At 65.1% G+C, this 24342-nt stretch carries 25 protein-coding genes; 5 read left to right on the top strand and 20 right to left on the bottom strand.

The window, feature by feature from the left end; genetic code table 11:
• Positions 1 to 40: 40 nt before the first annotated feature.
• The 5 genes from nirD to ABQ137_RS18095 form a co-directional block, all read right to left on the bottom strand.
• The gene (gene nirD / locus ABQ137_RS18115; protein WP_024940392.1) at positions 41 to 406 is read right to left on the bottom strand and encodes a nitrite reductase small subunit NirD; all 366 of its coding nucleotides are present in this window, start codon (positions 404 to 406) and stop codon (positions 41 to 43) included.
• The gene (gene nirB / locus ABQ137_RS18110) at positions 403 to 2820 is read right to left on the bottom strand and encodes a nitrite reductase large subunit NirB (protein ID WP_228911806.1); all 2418 of its coding nucleotides are present in this window, start codon (positions 2818 to 2820) and stop codon (positions 403 to 405) included. The genes nirD and nirB overlap by 4 nt, the downstream gene beginning before the upstream one ends.
• Positions 2821 to 2878: 58 nt before the next feature.
• A complete protein-coding gene (locus ABQ137_RS18105) occupies positions 2879 to 4048 on the bottom strand; it encodes a nitrate/nitrite transporter (RefSeq protein ID WP_024940394.1) in 1170 nt (389 codons plus the stop codon).
• A gap of 895 nt (positions 4049 to 4943) precedes the next feature.
• Positions 4944 to 6014 (bottom strand): CmpA/NrtA family ABC transporter substrate-binding protein, encoded by a 1071-nt coding sequence (locus tag ABQ137_RS18100; RefSeq protein ID WP_349783299.1) that lies wholly within the window; start codon positions 6012 to 6014, stop codon positions 4944 to 4946.
• A gap of 4 nt (positions 6015 to 6018) precedes the next feature.
• Complete coding sequence (locus ABQ137_RS18095) at positions 6019 to 6591, bottom strand: ANTAR domain-containing response regulator (protein ID WP_024940396.1); 573 nt, start codon at positions 6589 to 6591, stop codon at positions 6019 to 6021.
• 82 nt (positions 6592 to 6673) lie between these two features.
• Here ABQ137_RS18095 and ABQ137_RS18090 point away from each other — a divergent pair, with 82 nt between their 5' ends.
• Positions 6674 to 7672: an NAD(P)-dependent oxidoreductase gene (locus tag ABQ137_RS18090; protein ID WP_349783298.1), complete on the top strand. Its 999-nt coding sequence runs from the start codon at positions 6674 to 6676 to the stop codon at positions 7670 to 7672.
• A 27-nt stretch (positions 7673 to 7699) separates the two neighbouring features.
• Here ABQ137_RS18090 and ABQ137_RS18085 read toward each other — a convergent pair whose 3' ends face one another.
• From ABQ137_RS18085 to ABQ137_RS18075, 3 genes are read right to left on the bottom strand one after another with little or no spacing between them, the layout of a single operon-like run.
• A complete protein-coding gene (locus tag ABQ137_RS18085; RefSeq protein ID WP_184455915.1) occupies positions 7700 to 8062 on the bottom strand; it encodes a hypothetical protein in 363 nt (120 codons plus the stop codon).
• A complete protein-coding gene (locus ABQ137_RS18080) occupies positions 8046 to 8615 on the bottom strand; it encodes a molybdenum cofactor guanylyltransferase (RefSeq protein ID WP_349783297.1) in 570 nt (189 codons plus the stop codon). Before ABQ137_RS18080 ends, ABQ137_RS18085 begins: the two co-directional genes overlap by 17 nt.
• A 46-nt stretch (positions 8616 to 8661) precedes the next feature.
• A complete protein-coding gene (locus tag ABQ137_RS18075) occupies positions 8662 to 9915 on the bottom strand; it encodes a molybdopterin molybdotransferase MoeA (protein WP_349783296.1) in 1254 nt (417 codons plus the stop codon).
• Between the two features lie 211 nt (positions 9916 to 10126).
• On the opposite strand from ABQ137_RS18075, the gene ABQ137_RS18070 reads away from it, so the two are divergent.
• A complete protein-coding gene (locus ABQ137_RS18070) occupies positions 10127 to 10414 on the top strand; it encodes a hypothetical protein (protein WP_349783295.1) in 288 nt (95 codons plus the stop codon).
• Positions 10415 to 10424: 10 nt separating this feature from the next.
• Here ABQ137_RS18070 and xth read toward each other — a convergent pair whose 3' ends face one another.
• Positions 10425 to 11417 (bottom strand): exodeoxyribonuclease III, encoded by a 993-nt coding sequence (gene xth, locus ABQ137_RS18065; RefSeq protein WP_349783294.1) that lies wholly within the window; start codon positions 11415 to 11417, stop codon positions 10425 to 10427.
• Between the two features lie 161 nt (positions 11418 to 11578).
• Here xth and ABQ137_RS18060 point away from each other — a divergent pair, with 161 nt between their 5' ends.
• Complete coding sequence (locus ABQ137_RS18060) at positions 11579 to 12331, top strand: OBAP family protein (protein WP_349783293.1); 753 nt, start codon at positions 11579 to 11581, stop codon at positions 12329 to 12331.
• Between the two features lie 90 nt (positions 12332 to 12421).
• Here the strand turns inward: ABQ137_RS18060 and ABQ137_RS18055 are convergent, their stop codons facing one another.
• The 3 genes from ABQ137_RS18055 to ABQ137_RS18045 all read right to left on the bottom strand — a co-directional run bounded on the left by ABQ137_RS18055 (position 12422) and on the right by ABQ137_RS18045 (position 13981).
• Entirely contained in the window at positions 12422 to 12847 is a 426-nt protein-coding gene (locus tag ABQ137_RS18055) for a hypothetical protein (RefSeq protein WP_080689567.1), read from the bottom strand.
• 48 nt (positions 12848 to 12895) lie between these two features.
• Positions 12896 to 13474 carry a DUF4142 domain-containing protein gene (locus tag ABQ137_RS18050; protein ID WP_349783292.1) on the bottom strand — a complete coding sequence of 193 codons (579 nt, stop codon included), beginning with the start codon at positions 13472 to 13474 and terminating at the stop codon, positions 12896 to 12898.
• Between the two features lie 291 nt (positions 13475 to 13765).
• The gene (locus ABQ137_RS18045; RefSeq protein WP_154831983.1) at positions 13766 to 13981 is read right to left on the bottom strand and encodes a hypothetical protein; all 216 of its coding nucleotides are present in this window, start codon (positions 13979 to 13981) and stop codon (positions 13766 to 13768) included.
• A 104-nt stretch (positions 13982 to 14085) separates the two neighbouring features.
• Between ABQ137_RS18045 and moeB the strand changes: the two genes are divergently transcribed.
• The gene (moeB, locus tag ABQ137_RS18040) at positions 14086 to 15228 is read left to right on the top strand and encodes a molybdopterin-synthase adenylyltransferase MoeB (protein WP_349783291.1); all 1143 of its coding nucleotides are present in this window, start codon (positions 14086 to 14088) and stop codon (positions 15226 to 15228) included.
• Positions 15229 to 15452: 224 nt separating this feature from the next.
• On the opposite strand, the gene ABQ137_RS18035 is transcribed toward moeB, so the two are convergent.
• The 8 genes from ABQ137_RS18035 to ndk form a co-directional block, all read right to left on the bottom strand.
• Complete coding sequence (locus ABQ137_RS18035; RefSeq protein WP_349783290.1) at positions 15453 to 16673, bottom strand: molybdopterin molybdotransferase MoeA; 1221 nt, start codon at positions 16671 to 16673, stop codon at positions 15453 to 15455.
• Between the two features lie 176 nt (positions 16674 to 16849).
• Positions 16850 to 18247 carry a ribosome biogenesis GTPase Der gene (gene der / locus ABQ137_RS18030; protein WP_024940126.1) on the bottom strand — a complete coding sequence of 466 codons (1398 nt, stop codon included), beginning with the start codon at positions 18245 to 18247 and terminating at the stop codon, positions 16850 to 16852.
• A 10-nt stretch (positions 18248 to 18257) separates the two neighbouring features.
• Complete coding sequence (gene bamB / locus ABQ137_RS18025; RefSeq protein ID WP_039521550.1) at positions 18258 to 19475, bottom strand: outer membrane protein assembly factor BamB; 1218 nt, start codon at positions 19473 to 19475, stop codon at positions 18258 to 18260.
• Entirely contained in the window at positions 19475 to 20113 is a 639-nt protein-coding gene (locus tag ABQ137_RS18020) for a YfgM family protein (RefSeq protein WP_054590942.1), read from the bottom strand. The genes bamB and ABQ137_RS18020 overlap by 1 nt, the downstream gene beginning before the upstream one ends.
• Positions 20114 to 20183: 70 nt before the next feature.
• Complete coding sequence (locus ABQ137_RS18015) at positions 20184 to 21044, bottom strand: helix-turn-helix domain-containing protein (RefSeq protein WP_349783289.1); 861 nt, start codon at positions 21042 to 21044, stop codon at positions 20184 to 20186.
• Positions 21041 to 21829: a type IV pilus biogenesis/stability protein PilW gene (gene pilW, locus ABQ137_RS18010; RefSeq protein ID WP_065031392.1), complete on the bottom strand. Its 789-nt coding sequence runs from the start codon at positions 21827 to 21829 to the stop codon at positions 21041 to 21043. Before pilW ends, ABQ137_RS18015 begins: the two co-directional genes overlap by 4 nt.
• Positions 21830 to 21839: 10 nt before the next feature.
• A complete protein-coding gene (gene rlmN / locus ABQ137_RS18005; protein WP_039527310.1) occupies positions 21840 to 23045 on the bottom strand; it encodes a dual-specificity RNA methyltransferase RlmN in 1206 nt (401 codons plus the stop codon).
• Positions 23046 to 23063: 18 nt separating this feature from the next.
• Positions 23064 to 23489, bottom strand: coding sequence for a nucleoside-diphosphate kinase (ndk, locus tag ABQ137_RS18000; RefSeq protein WP_024940120.1), 426 nt, complete (start codon positions 23487 to 23489; stop codon positions 23064 to 23066).
• A gap of 217 nt (positions 23490 to 23706) precedes the next feature.
• On the opposite strand from ndk, the gene ABQ137_RS17995 reads away from it, so the two are divergent.
• The gene (locus ABQ137_RS17995) at positions 23707 to 24339 is read left to right on the top strand and encodes a TetR/AcrR family transcriptional regulator (RefSeq protein ID WP_024940119.1); all 633 of its coding nucleotides are present in this window, start codon (positions 23707 to 23709) and stop codon (positions 24337 to 24339) included.
• The last annotated feature ends 3 nt before the right edge of the window (positions 24340 to 24342 follow it).

Here is a 24342-nt window from a genome sequence, read left to right as displayed (position 1 = left end):
TGTACCGCCGCATCGATCAAAGGTAGCTGCTGGCCGTCGCTCATGCGGCCGGCTCGGCGACTGCATCCGGCAGCGATACCGGCTGCAACACGATCCATACCGCATCGGCTTCGACCTTGACCGGGTAACGCGGCGCGCAGCCCACATCCGGTGCGCAGGCCTGGCCGCTCTGCAAGGCGATCGCCCAGCCATGCAACGGGCAGGTCACCGTGTCGCCGGCCACGATACCCTGCGACAACGGCCCGCCCTTGTGCGGGCAACGGTCGCGCAACGCAAACACCTGATCGCTGGCGGTGCGGAACAAGGCGATCGGTGCAATGCCCTCGATCTCGAGTACGCGCGCACCCAATGCAGGCAGCTCCTGCAGCGCACACACGCGAATCCACGCGGCCTGCTGCATGCTCATTCCTCCACCGTTGCGGCCGGCGCGGCGATGCGCAAGGGTTGGTACTCCTGCTTCCGTTCGCCGGCGATACGCGCCTTCCACGGGTCGACCAGGCCTTCCAGCGAGTACAGCAGGCGTTCGTACAAGGCACGCCGGTTGGCCGCGTCATCCACCACTTGTGCGCGGATGTAATCCAGCCCCACCCGTGCGATGTAGTGCACGGTGCGATCCAGGTAATACGCCTGCTCGCGATACAGCTGCAGAAACGCACCGGTGTATTCGCGCACTTCCTCGGCGGTGCTCACCTTGACCAGGAAGCGGGCGACCTCGGTCTTGATGCCGCCATTACCGCCCACATGCAGCTCCCACCCCGAATCCACCGCAATGATGCCCACGTCCTTGATGCCGGATTCGGCGCAATTGCGCGGGCAGCCGGACACCGCCAGCTTGACCTTGTGCGGGCTCCACATATTGGCCAGCATGGTTTCCAGATCGATGCCCATTTGCGTGCTGTTCTGGGTTCCGAAGCGGCAGAACTCGCTGCCCACGCAGGTCTTCACCGTGCGAATCGACTTGCCGTACGCATGCCCGGACTGCATGCCCAGATCGCGCCAGACATCGACCAGATCTTCCTTCTTGACCCCGAGTAGGTCGATGCGCTGGCCGCCGGTCACCTTGACCATCGGCACCGCGTATTTGTCGGCGACATCGGCAATGCGGCGCAGCTCGCCGGCATTGGTCACCCCGCCCTTCATCTGCGGAATCACCGAGAAGGTACCGTCCTTCTGGATGTTGGCGTGCGCACGCTCGTTGATGAAACGCGATTGCGGATCGTCGATGGCCTCATGCGGCCAGCTCGACAACATGTAGTAGTTGATCGCCGGCCGGCAGGTGGCGCAGCCGTTGGGCGTGCGCCATTCCATGAAGGCATAGGCCTGCGCATGGGTCAGCAGCTTGTGTTCGGCAATGGCGCGCCGCACATCGCCATGGCTCAGATCGGTGCAGGCGCAGACCGCCTTGGTTTTCGGTGTTTCCTGGAAGTTGGAGCCCAGGCAGTTCATCAGGATCTGCTCGACCAGGCCGGTACATGACCCGCAGGAACTGGCGGCCTTGGTGTGCTTCTTCACCTCGTCGACGGTGAACAACCCCTGCTCGCTGATGGCTTTGACGATGGTGCCCTTGCACACGCCGTTGCAGCCGCAGACCTCGTCGCTGTCGGCCATCGCACTGGCGCGATCCTGTCCGCCGGTACCGGCATCGCCCAGCGCGCTTTCGCCGAAGATCAGTTGATCGCGCTGCGCCCGGATCGGCGTGCCGTCCTTGAGCAGCTTGAAGTACCAGCCGCCATCGCTGGTGTCGCCGTACAGGCAGGCGCCGACCAGCACGTCGTCGCGGATCACTAGCTTCTTGTAGACCCCGCCGGCCGGGTCGGACAGCACGATCTCCTCGCAGCCATCGCCGCCCATGAAATCGCCGGCGGAGAACAGATCGATCCCGGTGACCTTGAGCTTGGTCGACGCCACCGAACCGCGATAGATGCCGATACCGAACTGCGCCAGGTGATTCGCGCACACCTTGGCCTGCTCGAACAGCGGCGCCACCAGTCCGTAGGCAATGCCACGATGGTTTGCGCATTCGCCCACTGCGTACACGCGTGGGTCGAAGCTTTGCAGACTGTCGTTGACCACGATGCCGCGCGCGCAGTGGATGCCGGCTTCTTCGGCCAGCCGCGTATTCGGGCGGATGCCCGCTGCCATCACCACCAGATCGGCCGGGATCTCGCTGCCATCGGCGAACTTCACGCCAATTACCTCGCCCTGCGCGTTGCCCAGCACTGCACTGGTCGCCGTGCTCAGCCTGAACTCCAGCCCGCGCGCGCGCAGGGCCTGCTGCAGCAGATTGCCGGCTACCGGATCGAGCTGGCGCTCCAGCAACCACCCGGCCAGATGCACCACGGTCACGTCCATCCCGCGCAGCTTCAGGCCATTGGCCGCTTCCAGCCCAAGCAGACCGCCACCGATCACCACCGCGTGCCGCTTGCTGCGCGCGGTCTCGATCATCGTGCGGGTGTCCTGGATATCGCGGTAGCCGATCACGCCCTTCAATTCGTTACCGGGAATCGGCAACACGAACGGCACCGAACCAGTGGCGATCAACAAGCGGTCGTATTCCGCCTCGGTGCCATCGGCGGCGATCACGCGGCGACGTACCCGATCGATGCGGGTGACTTCCTTGTTCAGATGCAAGCGGATGCCGTTGTCCTGATACCACTGCAACGGATTGAGCACGATGTCGTCGAACTCCTGCTCGCCGGCCAACACCGGCGACAGCAGGATGCGGTTGTAGTTGGGATGCGGCTCGGCCCCGAACACGGTGATCTGGTACATGCCCGGCATCAGCTTGAGCAGCTCCTCCACGGTGCGGATGCCGGCCATGCCATTGCCGATGACGACGAGTCTGGGTTGCTTCATTGCCTGGATTCCTGTCGACATGTCAGACCCGCGCCGCGCCGGCACTGGACCATTCGCTACGCCACTGTGTCTTGACCCCGGCCAGCAACGCCCAACCACCGAGTGCGAACGCAGCGAACAACCACATGCCCATCGCATAACTGCCGGTGTGCTGCTTGAGCACGCCCAGGCCCGCAGCCAGCGCAAACCCGCCGATGCCGCCGGCCATGCCGATCAAGCCGGTCATCACGCCGATGTCCTGCGCAAACCGCTGCGGCACCAGCTGAAACACCGCGCCATTGCCGGCACCCAGACACAGCAGGGTCAGTACGAACAAGGCCAGCGTCACCATTGCCCCGCCCGCGCCGAAGCCTGCGATGCCCACCAGCGCAGCCACCAGCAGATAGACGGTGAGCAAGGCGCGCGTGCCGCCAATGCGGTCCGCAATCACGCCGCCCAACGGACGCATCACCGAACCCGCCAATACGCAGGCAGCCGTCGCCCACCCTGCAGTGCGCGCATCGAAGCCGAACTGGTCGTGGAAGTAGCCCGGCAATGCACTGGCAAACCCGGAAAAACCGCCAAAGGTCACCGAATAGAAAAACATGAAGCGCCACGCGTCGCGGTTGGCCACCAACACGCGGCCATAGTCGGACCAGCGCTTGCGCGCGACCGGTACGGGCGCTTCTTTCGCAATCAGGACGAATACGACCAGCGTCAGCAGCAGCGGAATGCATGCCAGTCCGAACACGTTCTGGTAACCGAACGCCAACGCCAGCATCGGTGCGAACAACGCCGCCAGCACGGTGCCGGAGTTGCCCGCCCCGGCAATCCCCATCGCGGTGCCCTGATGCTCGGGCGGGTACCAGCGCGAGGCCAGCGGCAGCGCAACCGCGAACGAAGCGCCGGCAATGCCGAGCAACACGCCCAGCAACAACACTTGCCCCATGCTGTGCACGCCGAACTGCCAGGCACCAAACAACGAAGCGATCACCGCAACTTGTGCGACAACGCCCGCGCGCTTGGCACCGATACGGTCGGCCAGCATGCCCAGCACCAGCCGCAGCACCGCGCCGCACAGGATCGGCACCGCCACCATCAAGGCACGCTGCTGCGTATCGAGCCCCAGCGACTGCGCAATCGGTACCTGCAGCGGACCGAGCAGATACCACACCATGAAGCTCAGGTCGAAATACAGGAAGGATGCGAACAAGGTGGGCGTGTGCCCGGATCGCCAGAACGAGCGCTGCATAGAGACCTCTTCGAATGCGATGGCCAAAAAAAACGGCGCCCCTCCGGTAAAACCGGAAGGACGCCGTTGTCCTGGATGCGTGCGGATCGCCGTTGATCCGCTGCATCGTGTTCGTGTTGTGGCAGGTACGCCGTTGCACCTGCACGGAGTCACTACGCAATCAACGTGCCAACTTGCTCACCTGAGCATCACGACGATACAAGTCATTGAAAAATAGCGTTTTGGATGCATTGCGTCCGATTTCACGACAGCCTACCGACACGCCAGCGCAGCTCACCAGTCCCGTCTTTCGTGCAGCCTTGCACCAACAGCGTGCACCCTGTATCGCAGGCTCTGTCGCTTGGCATGACTAACAGCGCCCAACAGAGCTAATACACGGCTGTGCTCGGAAGCCTCATCTAGGACGCGTGCATACCGATCAAATATCCAGGTCAAAAGCCGTGTCAGTCGAGCGCGCGGTGCCCTCGCCGCCCGCGGGACCTGGCGTGAATCCGTCCGTGCAGGCTCGGTGGCAGCATCCATGCCGCCACACGGTCCCGCAATCGGCGAGGACACCGCACCAGGAAGTTTGCAGGCTGTTTTATTGAAAACTCTGCACACCGAGCATCTCGACAAGTCCTTGCCCGCCCACCCTCGCGGGACCTTACGCTGCATGGATGCCGCGTAAGGGCCTACAGGGACGTACTTGCGGCGTGTCCTGCGAGGGTGGGCGGGCAAGGACCCTGCAACCAAGCCGCAGACCACATGCCTCGCGCCGTTGCCGTCGCCTCGGCTTCTGTCCGCAAGATCCAATGCATCCATTCTCATCCAACCCACCCCAGCCTGACTTACCGCCGGATGCGCTCGGCATCCGGGCTCAGGGCGTATCGAACAACCGATTGCTGCGGTGGTCGTCCTCGGGGGAAACCACGCCCACGCGCGCGGCAGCGCGCCGATAGTTGTCCAGTCGATGGATGTCGCGCAGCCGCGCGATGTCGTCTTCCTGGATGTCATGCCAGCCCCAGCGCTGGAACTGGGTCAGGAACCACTCACCGTCCGACAGCCACGGCATGTTGACCGCGCCATCGCCATGGAAGGCCAGCGCTGTTACATCCTTCGCATGTGCCTCGGCTTCGGCATCGGCATCCAGGCAAGCGGCCAGATGCGCGGCCAACACCCCGATATGCTGCGGCTCGGCCAGCCATTGCGCACACTGCGCCCGATTTGCCGGGTCCGCATCCAGCCAGCGACAGGCATCCAGTACGCAGGCCGTCAGGCGTTCGCTCAACTCGGGTTGCAGCGCGGCGAATTCGCGTCGGCAGGCCAGCACCTTTTCCGGATGGCCAGCCCACAGCTCGCCACTGCGGATTACCCGGCGACCGCTGCCCTGCGCCTGCGCAACCGCAGCCCATGGCTCGCCGGAGCAATAGCCGTCGACCAAGCCACTGGCCAGCGCGTCCGGCATCTGCGGTGGCGGGATGCTGAGCACCTCCACGTCGCGCATCGGGTCAACGCCACGTGCCGCCAGCCAGTAATAGAGCCACAGCGCATGCGTGCCGGTCGGGAAGGTCTGCGCAAACACGGCGCGGCGGCCCAGGCTGGCCAGCGCCTGCGGCAAGCTCTGCCCCTCTTCCAGGGCCTGCGCAAGCGCAGGCGCCAGCGTGATCGCCTGGCCGTTGTGATTGAGCGTCATCAATAGTGCCATCGGGCATTGCGGCCCGGCAATGCCCAGGTCGATCGCATACACCAGGCTGGCCAGCGCATGTGCCGCATCGACCTCGCCGGCCAGCAGACGGTCGCGCACGCCTGCCCAGGAGGCCTGCCGTTGCAAGTCCAGTTGCAGCCCATGGACGCGATCCAGGCCCAGCCGCTGCGCCGCGACCAGGGGCGCGCAATCGATCAGCGGCATGTAGGCCACGCGCAATACGGGGAGGTCGGCTTGGCTCATGTGTTCATCCCAGCAACTCGGCCATGGCCACGATGCGTCGCGCCACTTCGGCCAGTTTGACGCCCTGCTTCATCGCCTGCTGGCGCAGCGCCGCGTAGGCATCGGCCTCGCTCAGGCCGCGTTTTTCCATCAGCAGGCCCTTGGCGCGATCAATCAGCTTGCGGTCCTGCAGCGCCTGCTGCACATCGTCCAGGCGCTTGCGCATGCTGCTCTCCTGCGCAAACCGCGCAAGCGCCACCTGCACGATCGGCGCCAGCCGCGCCGGCGCCAGGCCATCGACCACATAGGCGGTGACGCCGGCACCGACCGCCGCATGAATCAACGCATCGTCGCCATCGCCGGAAAACATCACCACCGGCCGCGGCGCATGTGCATGCAGCATCGACAGTTGCTCCAGGGTATCGCGCGAGGGCGAGTCGACATCGATCACCACCACATCCGGCTGCTGGCTCTGTACCGCGTGCAGCAATGCACCGACGGAGGCTACATCGTCGAGCACCGTATAACCGGCGCGCGTCAGTGCCTGACGCAGTTCGCCGATCGGCTTTTCGGTATCGTTGACCAGCAAGACACGCATTGGCGGCAGCGAGGCGTGGACGTGGCCTGATGGTGCCATGCAACATGCCGTCGGTGCGAGCCATCCTTTCGGAGTACGTCTGATGCCGTTGTTCCCGCTGTTCGCAAACCTGCAGGCACGCGCCGTGCTGGTCATCGGTGGTGGCGAGGTCGCCACGCGCAAGGTGCTGGCGCTGCTCAAGGCCGGTGCGCAGATCCGCCTGTATGCGCATGCGCTCTCGCCCGAACTGGCGGAACTGATGCAGGCTGGCCGTTTCGAACAACTGGACGGCGAGTTCGATCCCGCCTGGATCGACGACGTGTGGCTGGTGGTCGCCGCCACCGACGATGGCGAGTTGAATCAACGCGTCGCCGCTGCTGCCGGCGCGCGTCAGCGCCTGGTCAATGTGGTGGACGATGCCGAGTTGTCGACCTATCAGGTGCCCGCCATCGTGGATCGCGACCCGCTGGTCATCGCCATTTCCTCCGCCGGTGCCGCACCGATGCTGGCGCGCCGCCTGCGCGAACGGCTGGAACGCGAACTGGATGTTTCGGTCGGCCGCTTCGCCGGCATGTTCGCGCGTCACCGCGAGCGCATCCGCAGCCAGTTCCCCGACATGAACCGGCGCCGGCGCTGGTTCGACCGCGTCATCGATGGCGACGTGCCGCTGCTGCTGCAGGCCGGCAACGACGACGCAGCCGAAAGCGCCTTCATCGCGGCACTGGACGATGCCGGTGCGGTGCCGGTGCGCGGCAGCGTGCAGCTGGTCGGCACCGGCCCGGGCGATCCCGGTCTGCTCACCATCAAGGCACTGCGTGCGATGAATCTGGCCGACGTCCTGCTGATCGGCGACGACATCCCCGACGCGGTACTGGAACTGGCAAGACGCGATGCCGCACGCCGCGCCTTGCCGCGGCAGGCCGACGCACAACAGCATCTGGTGCTGCAACTGGCCGCAGAAGGCCTGCATGTGGTCGCGTTGCGCAGTGGCGCCGGCTACAGCGATGCCGATGCTGCGGCCATCGAAGCGGCGCTAAAGGCGCGTGGCCTGGCCTGCGATCGGGTGCCAGGCATTGCTGCGGGTCTTGAAATCAACGCATGAGCGCTGCGCGTATGCGTCTACGGCACTTCAGGCCTTCGGAAAGCGCTTGCGCGCACTGTCGCGCACATCGATATCGAAGGTCACCTGCAACGCCGTCGGTTCGGCATGGCCAGCACCGGCATCGAAGCTGAAGCGCAATCCCTCGCGGCTGGGCAATTGCCGTGCATGCTGTTCCAGCGCATCGCGCGGCACCGACAACTGCCAATGCTCGGCAGTGCAATTGCAGGCCGCGTCACCATCGCTCAGGCTGACGCTGTGGCGCAGCAGTCGCGCGCCCTGCCCGCTCGGCAAGCGGCTTAGATTCTCGATTGTGCGCCCGGCAAGCAAGTCGGCCAGTTCGGCTTCGTCGATGCGGAAGCGCAGCTGCTGAGCTTCAATCTGGATTTTCATGAATGAGCTGACTCCACTGCTCGGGCGTATTGCAATTGACGAACGCGGCGCGTTCGCTGGCGGTGACAGCGATGCGATGGCATTGCAGCGCAGCCTGCAGGGCGCGCAGCGAGCGTGACGAACCAGTTCCTGCCATCTGCGCAGTGAGCGCCTCACGCACAACGTCATCTACGTATAGCCGCATCGGCAGCATCTGGTCTTCAAAGGTAACGCAGCGCCGATGCGGTGGCGCCAACAGCCGCTCCAGCAATGACCGGGACAGCAGCGGCATGTCGACCGGCACCACCACCAGTGTCGTTGCATCGGCTAGCTGATCGATCACGCTGGCCAGGCCACCAAGCGGCCCCAGGTCCGGCTGCGCGTCGGCAATCCCGGCGTAGTCCGGGCGATCGCCACTGATCACCACATTGTGCGCGCCGGCGTCGCGCAGCAACGCCTGCATGTGCTCCAGCAATGGACGTTCGCGCCACTGCAGCAGCGCCTTGTCCTGCCCCATCCGTGAGGAACGGCCGCCGGCCAGCACCACGCCCGTCCATGCAGGCCTCGCGTTCATGCCGCCTGCTCGCCGGCACGGCATCGCATGACGTGCAGGTGCTGGCTCATGGCGCGATCGCCGGTGCAGCCGGCTGCAGATGGCCCAGCCCGAACACCTGCGCTGTCGTACCGGGCGCGGCGCCTTCGTCCTGCGGCTCCAGTACCGCCCACGCATTGGCCTGCAACAACGGCGCCACGCGGAACGACTCCTGCTGCGGCAGGATCTGCACGCAGAGCACTCCGGCAGCGCTGCAGGTCAACCGTGCGCGCAGGTGTTGCCGCCACAGCGGTCGTGCCTGCATCGGAGTTTCCAGCGCAACCTGCACGCCGCGCTCGGCCGGCATGCCAAGCAAACCGCGCAGCGCCGGCTCCACGAAAAAGCGCAGCCCGGCAGCGCTGGCCATCGGATTGCCCGGCAAACCGACATACAGCGCACCGTCTGCGAAGCGCGCCAGCAGCACCGGCTTGCCCGGCCGCACCGCAACCTTGTGGAACAGCACCGCCGCGCCATGCCGTGCCAAGGCATCGGGCACGAAATCGTAGCGACCGCGCGACACCGCACCAGTGCTCAGAATCACCTCGGCGCCCGCATCGCGCGCCTGCGCAAGCGCCAGATCGAAACCGGCATCGTCATCGCCCACCTGTCCATGCCAGACCAGTTCGGCACCGGCTGCCCGCAGCTGGCTGAGCAGATAGCTGCTGGTGCCATCGCGAATCTGGCCAGGCCGCAACGGCTGCGCCGGATCGCCGATCAACTCGCGGCCGGTCGCAATCAAGGCCACACGCGGACGCCGCACCACCTGCACCCGCGCACAGCCCAGTCCGGCCAGCAGCATCAGGTGTGCGGCGCGCAGCACGGTACCGGCCTCGATCACGCGGTCGTGCAAGGCCACATCTTCCCCACGTCGACGAATATGCTGACCGGCGCGGATATCGGCGCGCAGCCGGATGCGACCGGGCCGCGCGTCATCGTGCGCCAGCACGTCCACCTGCTCGATCGGCACCACGGCATCGGCGCCCGCGGGCAAACCGGCGCCGGTCATGATTTCCCACGCGCTGCCCGCCGTGATGCCACCTACATCTTCGCCTGCGGCAACGCTGCCACCGATCGTATGTTCGCTGCCGGCGATCGCGCCACGGCCAGAGGTGACCAACGCAAATCCATCCATCGCGCTGTTGTCGAACGCCGGCAACTCGGCCGGGCTCGACAACGCCTGCGCAAGCACCCGTCCCTCGGCATCGGCGCTGTCCACCCACTCGCCGGCAAGCACGGCGATCTGCTGATGGACAATCGCAAGTGCGTCGGCGTAGTTGATCATGAGCAAGGCACGGTCGACCGGTGGATGACCTGGCTAGGATACCGGCCCCCGACGCGGCCGGTACAGGCGTGGCGATCGTTGCATCACCGCATCCTGCTGCATGCATGCCCTCGTCTCGGCCAGTGCGCACGTCGCTTGAAGCCGCTAGAACGCAGCGCCTACACGGCAGATCGCAAAGTGACACCCAGTTCCCCCACGGTATTCATGCCGCATGCAACTCGTTGACCTTGTGGGCTGGCTCGCCAGTGCAGTCCTGATTGCCACCTTGTTCCGCCAGATCTACAAGCAATGGCGCTCGGATGCGGCACAGGGCGTGTCGCGCTGGCTGTTCATCGGCCAAATCAGCGCCTCGGTGCTGTTCATCCTCTACAGCTACCTGGTCGGCAATGCGGTGTTTATCGTCAGCAACGTGTTGATCCTGCTGACCGCCCTCACCGGGCATGTGCTGCACCGGATCAAGCAGCGTCGGATGGAGCGTCACGCGGGCAGTATCGGCTAGCGCTGCCGCGTTAGTTGGCGCTTTTCTTCGCCAGCTTGCGCGGCTTGGCGGGTCCGGTTGACTTGCTGGCGGCAGACCGCGTTGCGGCCTTTTTCGCCGCGGTCTTGGGCGTTTTCTTCGTCGTGGACGTGCGTGCCGGGCTTGCCTTCGCCACGGCCCGCTTTCGTGGCCTGGACACAGCCTCGGCCTGGGTTGCTGGCTCGGCTACCGCTTCGGGCACACGCACGCTGATCCAGGTCGGTGCATGATCGCTGGCCTTTTCCAGCGCACGTACCCACTTGTCCACGCCGGCGTCCTGCAGCCCGGGCGCCAGGGTGCGGTTGAGCAGCAGGTGGTCGATGCGCAAGCCGCGATCGCGCGCAAAATGCTGGCGAAAATAGTCCCAGAAGGTGTAGATCGGCGTTTCGCCGTGCACTGCGAGCAGGCTGTCGGTCCAGCCCTGCTCGAGCAGGGTCTGGTACGCCTGACGACTCTCCGGCTGCAGCAACGCATCCTTGCGCCAGCCCTTGGGGTCGTAGATGTCGGCATCGGTCGGCACCACGTTGAAATCGCCGATCAGTGCTACCGGGTGCGGCAGGTCCACCAGCGTCCTGGCATGCCGGATCAGGCGTTGAAACCACGCCAGCTTGTAGTCGAACTTCGGCCCGGGCTGCGGATTGCCGTTGGGCAGATACAGGCAGGCCACCACCACCCCGTGAATTGCAGCTTCCAGATAACGGCTCTGCGTATCGCCGCGGTCCCACGGCAGCCCACGACGGATTTCGACCGGATCGGCGCCGTGCGCCAGCAATGCCACACCGTTCCACGACTTCTCGCCTTGCCAGATGACGCCATAGCCGGCATCGCGGATCGCCTGTTCCGGAAAGGCGTCCTGCGTGGCTTTCAATTCCTGCAGACCGACGATGTCCGGTTGCTCGCGCTGCAACCATTCCAGCAGATGCGGCAGCCGGCTAGTGATGCCATTGACGTTGAATGTCGCGATCTTGCGGGTGGTGGCGGACATGGGTGAGCGACCAGGCATGCGTAGCTGCGCAGCATCGCCGCCGTGGCATTAAGCAGATGCTCAAGCGAGGTGAAGCTCCGTTGGATATCTGCGCACGCGCTCACGCCTCGCAAACCATCAGCCTCCGTAGGCTGGCCCCACTACTCGTTGTTGGAGATCGCATGCGACAGTCCGCGCTCTGGATTGCCCTGCTGTGCGCCGGCTGCTCGCGCAGCCCGCCTTCGGTTACCCCACCGGGCGCGCCTGAAAGCGCCAAGACCAATGTGCTGGAAGCCGGCGCCAGGGTCCTGCAACCGACCGGGCCGGTCGGCAAGCTCGACATCTACCTGGTGGGCTTCCATCCGATGAAAGACGCACCGCATGTACAGATGGAAGCGCATCACTACTGCCATCAGGTCAATGAAGACCTGGCGCAATGCGCGCTCTACGACGGCAATACCGATCAGGCCAACCTCACCGGTATCGAGTACATCATTTCCGAACAACTGTTCGCGCAGTTGCCAGAGCACGAGCGCAACTTCTGGCATCCGCACAATGGCGAAATCCTGTCGGGCCAGCTATCCGCGCCCAACCTGCCGCTGGTTGCGGAGAAAGAACTGATGCGCAGCAAGCTCAACAGCTATGGCAAGACCTGGCACACCTGGCACTCGCGCAACGGCACCGCCGCGGGCGATGCATTGCCGCTGGGCGAGCCGATGCTGGCCTGGTCGTTCAATCGCGATGGCGAGGTGCAGCAACCGCTGATCGATCAGCGCGACAAGCTGGCCACGTTCTCTACGGCGCAACGTCGCGCCAATCGCCAGGACCTGACCCCGCTGGCCAGGCCGCAGCACGGAGTGGATGCATTGCGGCCGCACTTCGGCAATGCCGAACCGATCCCCGGGGTGGTCGACGCAAGTACCCCATCCGACTGAACCCTCAAAACCTGGCCGCCCGTAGCAACTGCAATCGGGGGGCCAGGCATTCGAAGTCCATCGACAAGGTGCGGACGAGCGGACGCGATCTCACACGTCCATACCGTCACGCAGGCGCCGTAACGCCTTGCCCATCCACAGATGCCGGACACGCTGCATGCGCTCGACCGATGGCCGAGCGCGCTCTCGCTCATCTGCACCCTGCAGACTCAACGTGACACAACTGCCCTCGCATCCAGGCGCAGTCCGCACATGCAGCAACACGCCCAGCTGCAGGCCGCGACCGCCATCAACCTGGTAACGCACCGATTCACCCAGGCGCGCCTCACCACGCTGCAGCCCGACAACGCCGCGCCGACACCAGGTGGCCTGCAGCGCCCAGCGTGATGCATGCCCATCGCCAGCGACCAGCTCCGCCACTCCACGCAGGATGCGTCGCTGCACATTGGCATCGCACCACGCATCCAGGATCTGGTGCGGCTCGGCCCGGATGATCAGGCGACGCATCCGCTTCATGGGGTCTTCAACAGCGGCACCCGGTGTTGCCGGTAAGCCAGACATGCCTCAGCGCCCAGCACCCTTGCTGCTGGCCTGCAGCGTCTTGGCAGCCGCCAGATGCTCGGCGACATGGCTGCGCGTGGTCTGCAGATGCGCCAGCACCTGTGCCGTCTTGGCCGCAGGAATCAGTTGCTTGTCCAGCGCCGCCAGCGCATCGGTGTGGTCCTTGACCATTGCCGTGACGTACGCAGCCTCGAAGGCCTTGGTATCGAGCTTCTGCAACATCGCCAGTTCGGTCTTGCCCTTGCTCATCTGCGCCTTGGCAGCGGCAGCAGACAGGTCCGGCGACCACTTGGCTAGCTTCTGATTGTTGTCGGTATGCTCCTTGACCATCTGCATCGCATAGTCGCGCACGCCACCTTGCACCTGCTTCTGCAGCGCGAGATTGGCCGCACCGATTTCACTGGTGTTGATGGCGCTCAGGGTGCCTAGCGCCTCACGCTCCTTCGCGCTCGGGGAATTAGTGCCCGCCTGTTGCTGGGCAGTGGCGGGCATGCCGGCCTGCGTTGCATTCTGCGCATGCGCAGCGGCGGTGATGCCTAGACACAGGGTCAGCGCCGCAAACATCGGGTGACGTACTTTCATATGGATCTCCAGCCAGAAGGTGTGCCTGCATGCTGGACCTGGTTGCGTGACCTAATCGTCGTACCGGCGTCGAAAGCTGGAGAGGAAACCGTGCTGCACCGCAGTGCGCTTCACATGGAGTGAAGGTGGCATGGCATCCGTGTTGGGCGACTTAGGACGGTGCTGGCACACTGAGCAACCGGCTCCCGTTCCCACGGAACATGGCTCGAGCCGTCCGGCTGCCTTGGAATATCCAGCATTCAGGACTGCGAATGCGCACTTGCAAGACTGCACGTAGCAAGGCCCGCCGGGTCAGGCGCCTGGATCCGCAGGGCCCAACTGATGCGCCGACAGGATGTCGTCGATGCGCTTGACGATTTGCGCCGCCTGCTCCTGCGACTCTGCGGCAGCGGTGATCTTCTCTGCACGTGCGTGGAATACATCCCAGAAATCGTCCGGATGCTGGCGACGAATATCAGGCAGTGCATCGGCAAGTTGTTTCAATTGCGCGTCGATATCGGGGGTCATTGAGGGTCTCCTTGTGTGCCCACGCTACCGCCGTGCTGGTGAGCCTGATGCCAACATGGCAGTCCTGTGCATCGCACGGCCTGCGTTTGCGCGACAATGGAGCCATGAGCAGCCACGATATCTCCCCTGCAGACGCCCGCCTGCGCGCCCTGCAAGGCGCCTTGCTGATCGACATCCGGCAGTTGCACGAGCGTGCCGGCGGCCAGGCCGAAGGCGCGTTGGCGATTGCGCAACACGATCTGGAAACCGCACCCGCACAGCATCTGTCGGAGCAGACGCGCGAGATCGTGCTGATCTGCCAGAGCGGCAAGCGCTCGGCACACACGGCGGAGATCTTGCGCGCGCACGGCTATACGCAGGTGTCTTCGGTGCTCGGTGGCACCGCCGCATGGACCGGCGCCGGCCTTCCCTTGGTGCGCCCTACCCTGCCGCCGGACGAGCAGGATTTTCTCGAGCGCTACTCGCGCCATCTGCGCCTGCCGCAGGTCGGTCTGGAAGGCCAGCAGCGCCTGGCGCAGTCGCGCGTGTTGCTGGTCGGTGCAGGTGGGCTCGGCTCGCCGGCGGCGTTCTATCTGGCTGCCGCCGGCGTCGGCCACCTGCGGATCGCCGATGACGATGTGGTGGACCGCAGCAATCTGCAGCGCCAAATCCTGCATGTGGAAGACAGCGTCGGCGTCGCCAAGGTCAGCTCGGCCGCGCAGCGCATTGCTGCGCTCAATCCACGCGTGCAGGTCGAGGCGCTGCAGGCACGCGTGACTGCCGACAATGTCGAAGCCCTGCTGAAGGACGTGGATGTCGTGGTCGACGGCGCCGACAATTTTCCTGCGCGCTATCTGCTCAACGATGCCTGCGTCAAACTCGGCAAACCGCTGGTCTACGGCGCGGTACAGCAGTTCGAAGGGCAATTGAGCGTGTTCGATGCCGGCCGCAAGCGCGGCCATGCACCGTGCTATCGCTGCCTGTTTCCCGAGCCGCCGCCGCCCGAATTCGCCCCCAGCTGTGCCGAGGCCGGCGTGCTGGGCGTGCTGCCCGGAGTGATCGGATTGCTGCAGGCCACCGAGGCGATCAAGTTGCTGCTGGGCATCGGCGAGACCCTCACCGGGCGCCTGCTCAGCTTCGATGCATTGGCAATGCGCTTTCGCGAAATCCGGCTGCCGCCCGACCCGCATTGCCCGGTGTGTGCTCCCGGTGCCGCATTCACCGGATATGCCGATTACGCCGCCTTCTGCGGCAGCGCCGTCGGCTGAGCGCGACCGATCGGCGCTGGTTGTCGCTTCGCATCAGGCCGCCACGTTCCTGCGCGTGACGTGGACGGGGCAGTGCGCCACTGCGTGCGCCCTCCGTGGCTGCCATCACGTCACGCACCGTCGGCGTTCAGTGCCGAAGCCGCGAAGGACCGGCCTGCATCCGATAGCGCCCGCCTGGCGGCGAGCGCGGCCCTGCTGTTTGTCGCGCGTGCTGTACCAAACGCTCAAAGCGCGTAAGGAATCACCCGCACGCTCTCGCCCGCCTCGAAACGCCGTGCCTGCTCGGGCAACACGATCAAGGCATTGCTGTCGGCCGCGCCACGCAGCAGGTGCGATGCATCACCACGATGCGGCAATGCCGTCAGACGCCCGTCTTCGCCGCACTCCAGCCGCCCGCGCAGGAACTCCAGGCGCTCGTGGCGTTTTTCCCACGGACTGGCCAGGGCCGCATGCCATAGCGGGCGCGGCTCGCTACGTCCCTGCAGGCCATCCAGCAGCGGCACGCCGTAGGCGATCAGCGTCGCCAGCACCGAGACCGGATTGCCCGGCAGACCCAGTACCAGGCAGCGGCCGATCTGGCCCAGCACCGCCGGCATACCCGGCCGCATACGCACACGCCAGAAATGGATCCGCCCCAGCTCCTGGATCAGGCGCGGCAGGTAATCCTTTTCGCCAGCCGAGACGCCGCCGCAGGTGATCACCACATCAAACGCCGCAGCCGCGTCCTCCAGCATGGTGCGGATGCGTTGCGGATCGTCCGGCAGGGTCGGCCATGCGGTCGGCGCGTAGCCCAGTGCCCGCAGCTGCGCCATCAGCATGTCGCGGTTGCTGTTGTAGATCTGTCCCGGCCCCAATGGCATGCCCGGCTCCACCAGCTCATCGCCGGTGGCCAGCACCGCAATGGTCGGCCGCGGCGCCACCGCGAGCCGCGACAGGCCGAGCGCAGCCGCCAGTCCGATCCGCGCAGGCGTCAACACCTGGCCGCTCTGCACCACCAGATCGCCCGCGCGCACGTCACTGCCGGCCAGACGCACCGCCGCACCCGGCGCAGGCATGCTATTGAAACGCACCACGCCATCGCGTTCCTGCGCATCTTCTTTCGGGATCACCGTATCGGCACCATCGGGCAGCGGCGCCCCGGTGGTGATGCGCAGGCATTGGCCGGCGCTCAGCGTGCCGGTCCAACGCTCGCCAGCGAACTGTTCGCCGACCAGTTGCAACGACGCATCGCCGCCAGCGACATCGGCATGCCGCAACGCGAAGCCGTCCATTGCGCTGTTGGCAAAGGGCGGCAACGCGATCGGTGCGATCAGATCGGCAGCGCTGATCCGCCCGTCGGCACGCGAGGTGGCGATGTTCTCGTCGGGCGGACGGCTGTTGGCAGCGACGGCCTGCAGGATCTGCAGCGCCTGTGCATAGGGAATGCGGGAGGGATAGTCGGTCATGGCACGCAGGATACCAGTGCACCACGACGACTCAGAACGCCAGGCACTGCCAGTGCAGATGCCAGAAGGAATCACTGCACCTTCCTGGCGTAGCTCGCGGCACTGGACCACGGCAGTTGCAGGCGCTGCGGCCACTCCATCTGACGATCATTGGCCAGGCACGGGCCGTTCCCTGCTTACTTGCCCTTGACGTGCTTCATCAACCGTCTTTTGCGCGCCACCTGCCGTTCGGTGAGCGTGTTCTTCTTGCCCTCGTACGGATTGGCACCTTCGCGGAAGATGAAACGCACCGGCGTACCAACCAGCTTGAAGCGCTTGCGGAAGAAGTTTTCCAGATAGCGCTTGTACGACTCCGGCAGCACCTTCAGGCGCGTGCCGTGCACGATGAAGGTGGGCGGATTTGCGCCACCCGGATGCACGTAACGCAGCTTGGAGACGTGGCCACGGATGCTCGGCGGCGGATTGGTCTCGTAGGCGATTTCCAGCGCCTGGTTGACTTCGCTGGTGCTGAATTCGTGCGTGGCCGACGCATGTGCACGGTGAATCGCCTGGAACAGCTCGCGCATGCCCGAGCCGTGCAGCGCGGAAATCCGCACCGCCTCGGCCCAGCTGACAAAGCCCAGCTTGCGCGCCAGCAGGTCTTCGGCCTGCGCACGCTGGTAGTCGCTCTGCCCGTCCCACTTGTTGATCGCCACCACCAGGGCGCGGCCAGCGTCCAGGATGGCGCCCAGAATGGTCGCGTCCTGGTCGGTGACGCCTTCGCCGGCATCGAGCATCAGCACCGCAACCTGGCATTGCTCGATCGCCTGCAGCGTCTTGAACGCGCTGAACTTCTCCACCGCCTCCTCGACCTTGCCGCGGCGACGCAGGCCGGCCGTATCGATCAAGCGGTACTGGCGCCCGTCACGGTCCATGTCCACGGCGATCGAATCGCGCGTGGTACCCGGCACTTCGGAGGCAATCATGCGTTCTTCGCCGAGCAGGCGATTGACCAGCGTCGACTTGCCCACGTTCGGGCGGCCGACGAAGGCGATGCGCACACGCGCCGGGTCGGTATCCAGCAGCTCGCCGGCACCTTCCTCGGGCAGACGTGCGCCGACTTCCTCAAGCAGTTCGTCGATGCCCTGCCGATGTGCGGCAGACAACGCCACCACATCGGAGAACCCGTAGCGCGCGAATTCCGAGCGCACGGTTTCCTCATCGGTGCCGTCGATCTTGTTGATGACCAGCACGGTCGGCCGCGCCAGCTTGCGCAGCCAGGCCAGGATCTCGTCGTCCAGCGAGGAGGCGCCTTCGCGGCCGTCGACCACGAACAGCACAAGATCGGCCTCGCCGGCAGCGGCGCGGGCCTGCCGCGCGGTGGCGCCGGCTAGGCCTTCCTCGTCACCGGCAATACCGCCGGTATCGACGACGATGAACGGGCGTTCCTCGTCGAGACGACAGACCCCGTAGTTACGGTCGCGGGTGACGCCGGGCTGGTCGTGGACCAGCGCGTCACGGGTGCGCGTCAGCGCATTGAAGATGGTGGACTTGCCGACATTGGGCCGTCCGACCAGGGCGACCAGGGGCAGCATCGCGAAGTCCTTATTGTGCCAACCGGAAGGCGGTGATATCGCCATCGGTGTTTTGTACCAACAGAATGCCGTCCACGACGATCGGCTGCGCCAGCAGCGTGTCGCGTCCAGCGCGAGCGCGCGCGGCCAGTGCACCGTCGCTGAGTTTCAGCCAGTGCAGATAGCCCTTGTAATCGCCGACCACGGCGTAATCGCCCTGGATGGCCACACCGGTCAGGGAGCGACGCGCCAGCGCGGCCTGCGACCACATCGCCGCCCCGCTGCTCTTGTCCAGGCCCCACACCGAGCCGGCGTTGTCGGAGACCACCACCACTGCCGACGACACGCCAACGCCACCGGCGCCGCCGTGATCGCGCGTCCACAGCGGACGGCCGCTCGGGCCTTCCAGTGCGAGGGTTTCGTTCTTGAAGCTGGTCGCATACAGCGTGGTGCCATCGAGCACCGGGGCGCCGTCCACATCGGCCATGCGCTCCAGCTCGGTGCGGCCTTCCGGCACGCCGATCGCCTGTTCCCACAACGGGCGGCCGTCCTGCAGCGCCAGGGCGCTCAAGGTGCCGCTGTCGTTGCCGACGAACAGCACGCCCGGGCCGGTCACGATCGGCGCATTGCCGCGCACCGACAGGGTCGGGCCTTCTTCGGCATGGAACCAGCGACGCTCGCCGGTGGCCGCGTCGAAGGCGCTGACGCGACCATCGTTGCTGCGCACCAACACCAGGTTCTGTGCAATCGCCGGTGCGGCGATGACTTCGTTCGGCACCTTGGCACGCCATTTTTCGGTGCCATCAGCCTGGTTCAAGGCAATCACGTCGCCAGACAGGGTGCCGATCACCACCAGGCCTTCGCCGACGCCGGGGCCACCGGACAGGCGCTGCTTGAACTTGCGATCGTTACGCTCTTCCTTCTTGGGCTTGTATTCCCACACGCGCTTGCCGGTCTGCAGGTCCAGCGCCTGCACGCCGCCGGTAATCGCCGCGGCGTACACCTTGCCATCGGCCACCGCCGGACGCTGGCGCACGCCGATATGGCCTTCGCCCTTGCCCACGCCGGTGGACCAGATCTTGTCGACCTTGACCGACGGCTCGAACTTGACCAGCTCGGCAGGTTCCTGCGCCTTCTTGGCAGCAGCGTCCTTACCGGCAAACCAGCCCTTGACGGTGCTGCAACCAGCCAGCGACACGCCCATCAGGGCGATCAATGCAATGCGCTTGTACATATCAACCTGCTTCATCAAATCGGCTCCGCCGGATCGGGCACCTTGCCGCCCACATCCATCAGCTTGGTTTCCAGCAAACGGCGCTGCGGCGAGGCCACGTCCACCGTGGTCAGGGCCTTGGCGTAGAGCGCACGCGCTTCGTCAGGCTTGCCCTGCACGACCAGCGCATCGGCGCGGATCTCCAGACTGGTGTGGTCCTGTGCATCGGCCAGCAGCTTGATCGCTTCGTCCGGCTTGCCGCTTTCGGTCAACACACGCGCCAGGCGCTGCTGCACGATCTGCTTGAGCTCGCCTTCGGCGGGCACGTCGCGCAGGGTCTTGATCGCTTCGGCATGCTTGCCGGCATCCACCTGGGCCTTTGCCAGACGCAATGCAGCCAGTTCGGCGTAGACACCGCCCTTGCCGTCATCGAGCGCCACGATGTCCTTGGCCGCCTTGTCCAGGTCCTTGCCCTGGATGGACTTGACCACCGCTTCGTAACGGGTATTGGCTTCCACCGATTGGGTGGCGGTGTGCTTCTGCCACCACTGCCAGCCCAGGATCAGGGCCAGGCCCACCACGATGCCGCCTACCAGCCCTGCGCCATTCTTTCTCAACCAGGAACGAACGCGTTCGCCTTGTTCGTGTTCGTCCAGCAGATCGTCGATCGCCATGCGTACTCTCGCTCCGTCATCCCGGAGGCGCGGAACATCAATAGGGAAAAATGAAAAACCGCAGTCCGCTTCACTCGGAAGCAGGTACCACGGAGCCGTCGGAGGATACCGCAAAACGGGCCACGTTAGCGCGCTGGAACGGTTTCACATCGACGATACTGCCGCCTTGCTGAACCTCTACCGCCGACGCATTACCCAGCACGATGCGACCCACCTGCCCTGGCGAATAACTGCGACGCTCGCCGGCACGCACCAGTGCCTTTTCGACCGCGCTGCCATCCGGTGCCAGAATCTGCACCCAGCTGTCGCCGCTGAAACTCAACGACAAACTGCCGCCACTGGCGGCCGACACTGCAGGGGTCTCGACCTCGGGCGCGGCCCGTGGCACCGGCGTCATCGACGCAATGTAAGGCGCCGGCTGCTCGCGCGGCGCACTGGCCGGCTGCGTGACAGCGTTGGCCGGGGTGCCGGTCCCGGGCGCTTCCGGCATGCTGTCCAGCGACACCGTGCTGGGCGCCTTGCCATCCAGATGCGAACGGGTTGCGTACCACACCGGCACCGCGAACACACCGGTGATCACCACATACATCGCCTTGCGCGCCGTGCTTTCCAGGATGCGCCGTGCCCGCGGCGTATGCGTGTGGCTGACCAGCTTGACCGGCTCGATCGGCGCAATCGCCGCCTGCTGCAGCAGCGGCTCCAGGTCCACATGCAGCAAGCGCGCATAGCTGCGCAACTGACCGCGCACGAAGACCGGCGCACCCAGGCGTTGCCAGTCTTCCTGCTCCAGCGAGCGCACCACATGCGCCGGCATGCGCAGCTTGCCGGCGACTTCGTCCACGCTCAGACTTGCCGCTTCGCGCGCATCGCGCAAATGCTGTCCGCAGCCCTTTTCCTGCTCGAAAGGGTTCGGATTGGAATCACTGATCACAATGCATTGGCCCCGGGGTTAGCGGTCGCTGCGTCAGGAAATTCCTTGACCAACCGCTGTTGATAACGGCTGGCAGCTACCTTGTCGCCTAGCCCTTGCTCAATCTGAATGGCGAGTTGTAACACGGAAGCGGTTGCCGGTGCAGCCGCAAGCCGTCGTTCAATAAACGCACGCGCTTCGAAATAATTGCGATTGGTCACCTCGGAGCGCGCCATCGACTCGAGTGCGTATGGATTCCGCGGATCCAGTTCCAGCGCCTTGCGCAAGTCGCCGACCGCCCGCTGCGGCTGCCCGGCCTTGAGTGCGCAGCCACCTGCATTGCCCAACGCGGAGGCTGGCGATGCGTAGTTTCTGTCGGTCAGGGCGCGATCGAACCAGATCAGCGATTCGGCCGGCGAGCCGTTCGCGCACAACCACGCGCCGTAATTGTTCAGGACATCGCCGCGCTGCGGCGCAAGCTCCGCGGCCCGGCGGTATGACGCACCGGAGCCGGCAACATCGCCCTTGGCGCCTTGAATCAGCGCCAGCAGACCAATGGCATCCACCGACTGGGGATCTTTCTTCAAGGCTGCACGGACCTGCTCTTCGGCAGCGACGTAGTCGCCTGTCTGCAGGCGGTTATTGGCCAGGCCCAGCTTCTCCTGCACCGCCAGACGATTCTTTGTCGCGGTGCTGTCGCGGAACGAATGCACCTGCGCGACCTCCTCGACCGTCTGGACCGAGCCGGCCTTGGCATTGCGACCACCGCAGCCGACCGCGCACAGTGCGATCGCCACAGCCGCCATGGCTGCTAGATCACGCTGCCGCATCTCGACCGGCCTGCCCTTCCAGGGTGCGCAGGAAATCCGCCTGACGACGGGTGCGGTCCATAACCTGCCCCTTGAGCTGCCCGCAGGCGGCGTCGATATCGTCGCCACGGGTACGCCGCACCATCGTCAGCACTTGTGCGTCGAGCAGGATCTTCTGAAACGCGCGGATCTCGGTCTCGCCCGAGCGCTCGTAACGCGTGCCCGGGAATGGATTGAACGGAATCAGGTTGACCTTGCCGGCGTCCTTGGACTGCACCGCATTGTCGAACTGACGCATCAACCTGGCCAGCTGGCGCGCATGCTCGGGCTGGTCGTTGATGCCTTTCATCAAGGTGTATTCGAAGGTGACCGAATCGCGCTTCTTGTTGCCGCGCAGATAGCGCGCGCAGGATTCCATCAGCTCGGCGATCGGGTATTTCTTGTTCAACGGCACCAGGCTTTCGCGCAGCGTGTCGTTGGCCGCATGCAGCGAGACCGCCAGCGAGACATCGCTTTCGGTCGAGAGCCGGTCGATCATCGGCACCAGGCCGGAGGTCGACAGCGTCACCCGCTTGCTGGCCAGGCCGTAGCCCAGGTCGTCGCGCATCACGCTCATCGCGCGCACGACGTTGTCGAAATTCATCAGCGGCTCGCCCATGCCCATCATCACCACATTGGTGAGGCGGCGCTGCTGGTGCGGCACGTTGCCCAGATGGCGCGCCGCCACCCACACCTGCCCAACGATCTCGGCGGTGGTGAGGTTGCGGTTGAAGCCCTGGGTGGCAGTCGAACAGAAGGTGCAGTTCAGACCGCAGCCGACCTGGGACGACACACACAGCGTGCCGCGGCCCTTGTCGGGGATGTAGACGGTTTCGATCGCGTTCTTGCCGTCGGTGCCCATGGCCAGCAGCCACTTGTGGGTCCCGTCGGTGGACGGCTTGTCAAACACGACATTCGGAACGAGGACCTCGGCGTGCTGGTGCAACTTCGCACGCAGCGCCTTGCCGAGGTCCGTCATCTGATCGAAATCGGTGACGTAGCGATGGTGGATCCACTTCATCACCTGATGGGCACGGTAGCGCGCTTCGCCGAGCGTGTCGGCGAAGAAGCGCTCCAGTCCCTCGCGGTCGAGGTCGAGCAGGTTCTGCTTGCGCAGTTCCGGGGTACGGACGGGAACGTCCTGCAGCACGGAGGGGATCACGACCTCATTCACGATTCGACTCTCTCGGCCTCAGCGCGAGACCACTTCGGTGGCGGCAAAGAAATACGCGACTTCGTTGGCAGCGTTCTCGACCGAATCCGAGCCGTGGGCGGCATTGGCATCGATCGAGTCGGCGAAGTCGGCGCGGATGGTGCCCGGCGCAGCGTCCTTGGGATTGGTCGCGCCCAGCAGGTCACGGTGTGCGGCAACGGCGTTCTCGCCTTCCAGCGCCTGGATCATCACCGGGCCGGAGATCATGAACTCGACCAGCGCGTTGAAGAACGGACGCTCGCGGTGCACGGCATAGAAGCCTTCGGCTTCGCGACGCGACAGCTGCTTGTACTTGGACGCCACGATCTTCAGGCCGGCCTTCTCGAAACGGCTGTAGATTTCGCCGATGACGTTCTTGGCAACGGCGTCGGGCTTGATGATGGACAGGGTGCGCTCCAGCGCCATGGGAGGATCTCCGTTGGGCGGGCCACTGAAGGCCCGAGGTTATCATGAAAAAAACCCGCGTCAAAACGCGGGCTTAGGCTTCTTTGCGATGGTCAATTCTATCCCTTCGTCGCTGCATTTGCACACCGCCCCCTGAATCGTGCTGCGTTGCCGCATGACCATTGCAGCGTCCAGCCCGTAGACTCAAACAATCGTTTGATTGAGTTCCGCCCCGCGCATGCCCAAGCCCGCCCACTTCTCCACCAAGGACCGCATCCTCGGCGCGGCCGAGGAGCTGTTCGCCCAGCATGGCTTCGCCGGAACCTCGCTGCGCCAGCTGACCACCCAGGCCGACGTCAATATCGCGGCGGTCAATTACCACTTCGGTTCCAAGGAAAACCTGGTCAACGAGGTGTTCCGTCGCCGCATGGACGAGATGACCGCCGCGCGCCTGCAGCAACTGGAGGCGGCCAGGAAGTCACAGCCGGGCGAGCTCACCGCGGTGCTGGCGGCCTTCGTCGAGCCGGCGCTGGCAATGGCGCAGGACCGCCAGAGCGGCGGCGCGTTCGTGCGGGTAATTGCGCGCGCCTACGCCGAAAAGAACGACAACCTGCGCAAGTTCCTGTCCGATCACTACGGGCATGTGCTGCGAGAGTTCGGCAAGGCCATCGCTGCCTGCGTGCCGGGCCTGAGCAAGGAAGAGCTGTACTGGCGCCTGGATTTCCTGGCCGGTGCGCTCACCTATGCGATGGCCGATTTCGGACTGATCAAGCGCCCGGCCGGGGTCAGCGAGGCCGACCACCGCGCGCGCGCCGCGCGCGAACTGATTCGTTTTGCGGAACCCGGTTTCCGTACCCATTCCACACCGTAGTCG

This window comes from Xanthomonas sp. WHRI 8393 (assembly GCF_040203315.1).
Classification (GTDB): Bacteria; Pseudomonadota; Gammaproteobacteria; order Xanthomonadales; family Xanthomonadaceae; genus Xanthomonas; species Xanthomonas arboricola.
This window is presented reverse-complemented; position numbering and strand designations above follow the sequence as displayed.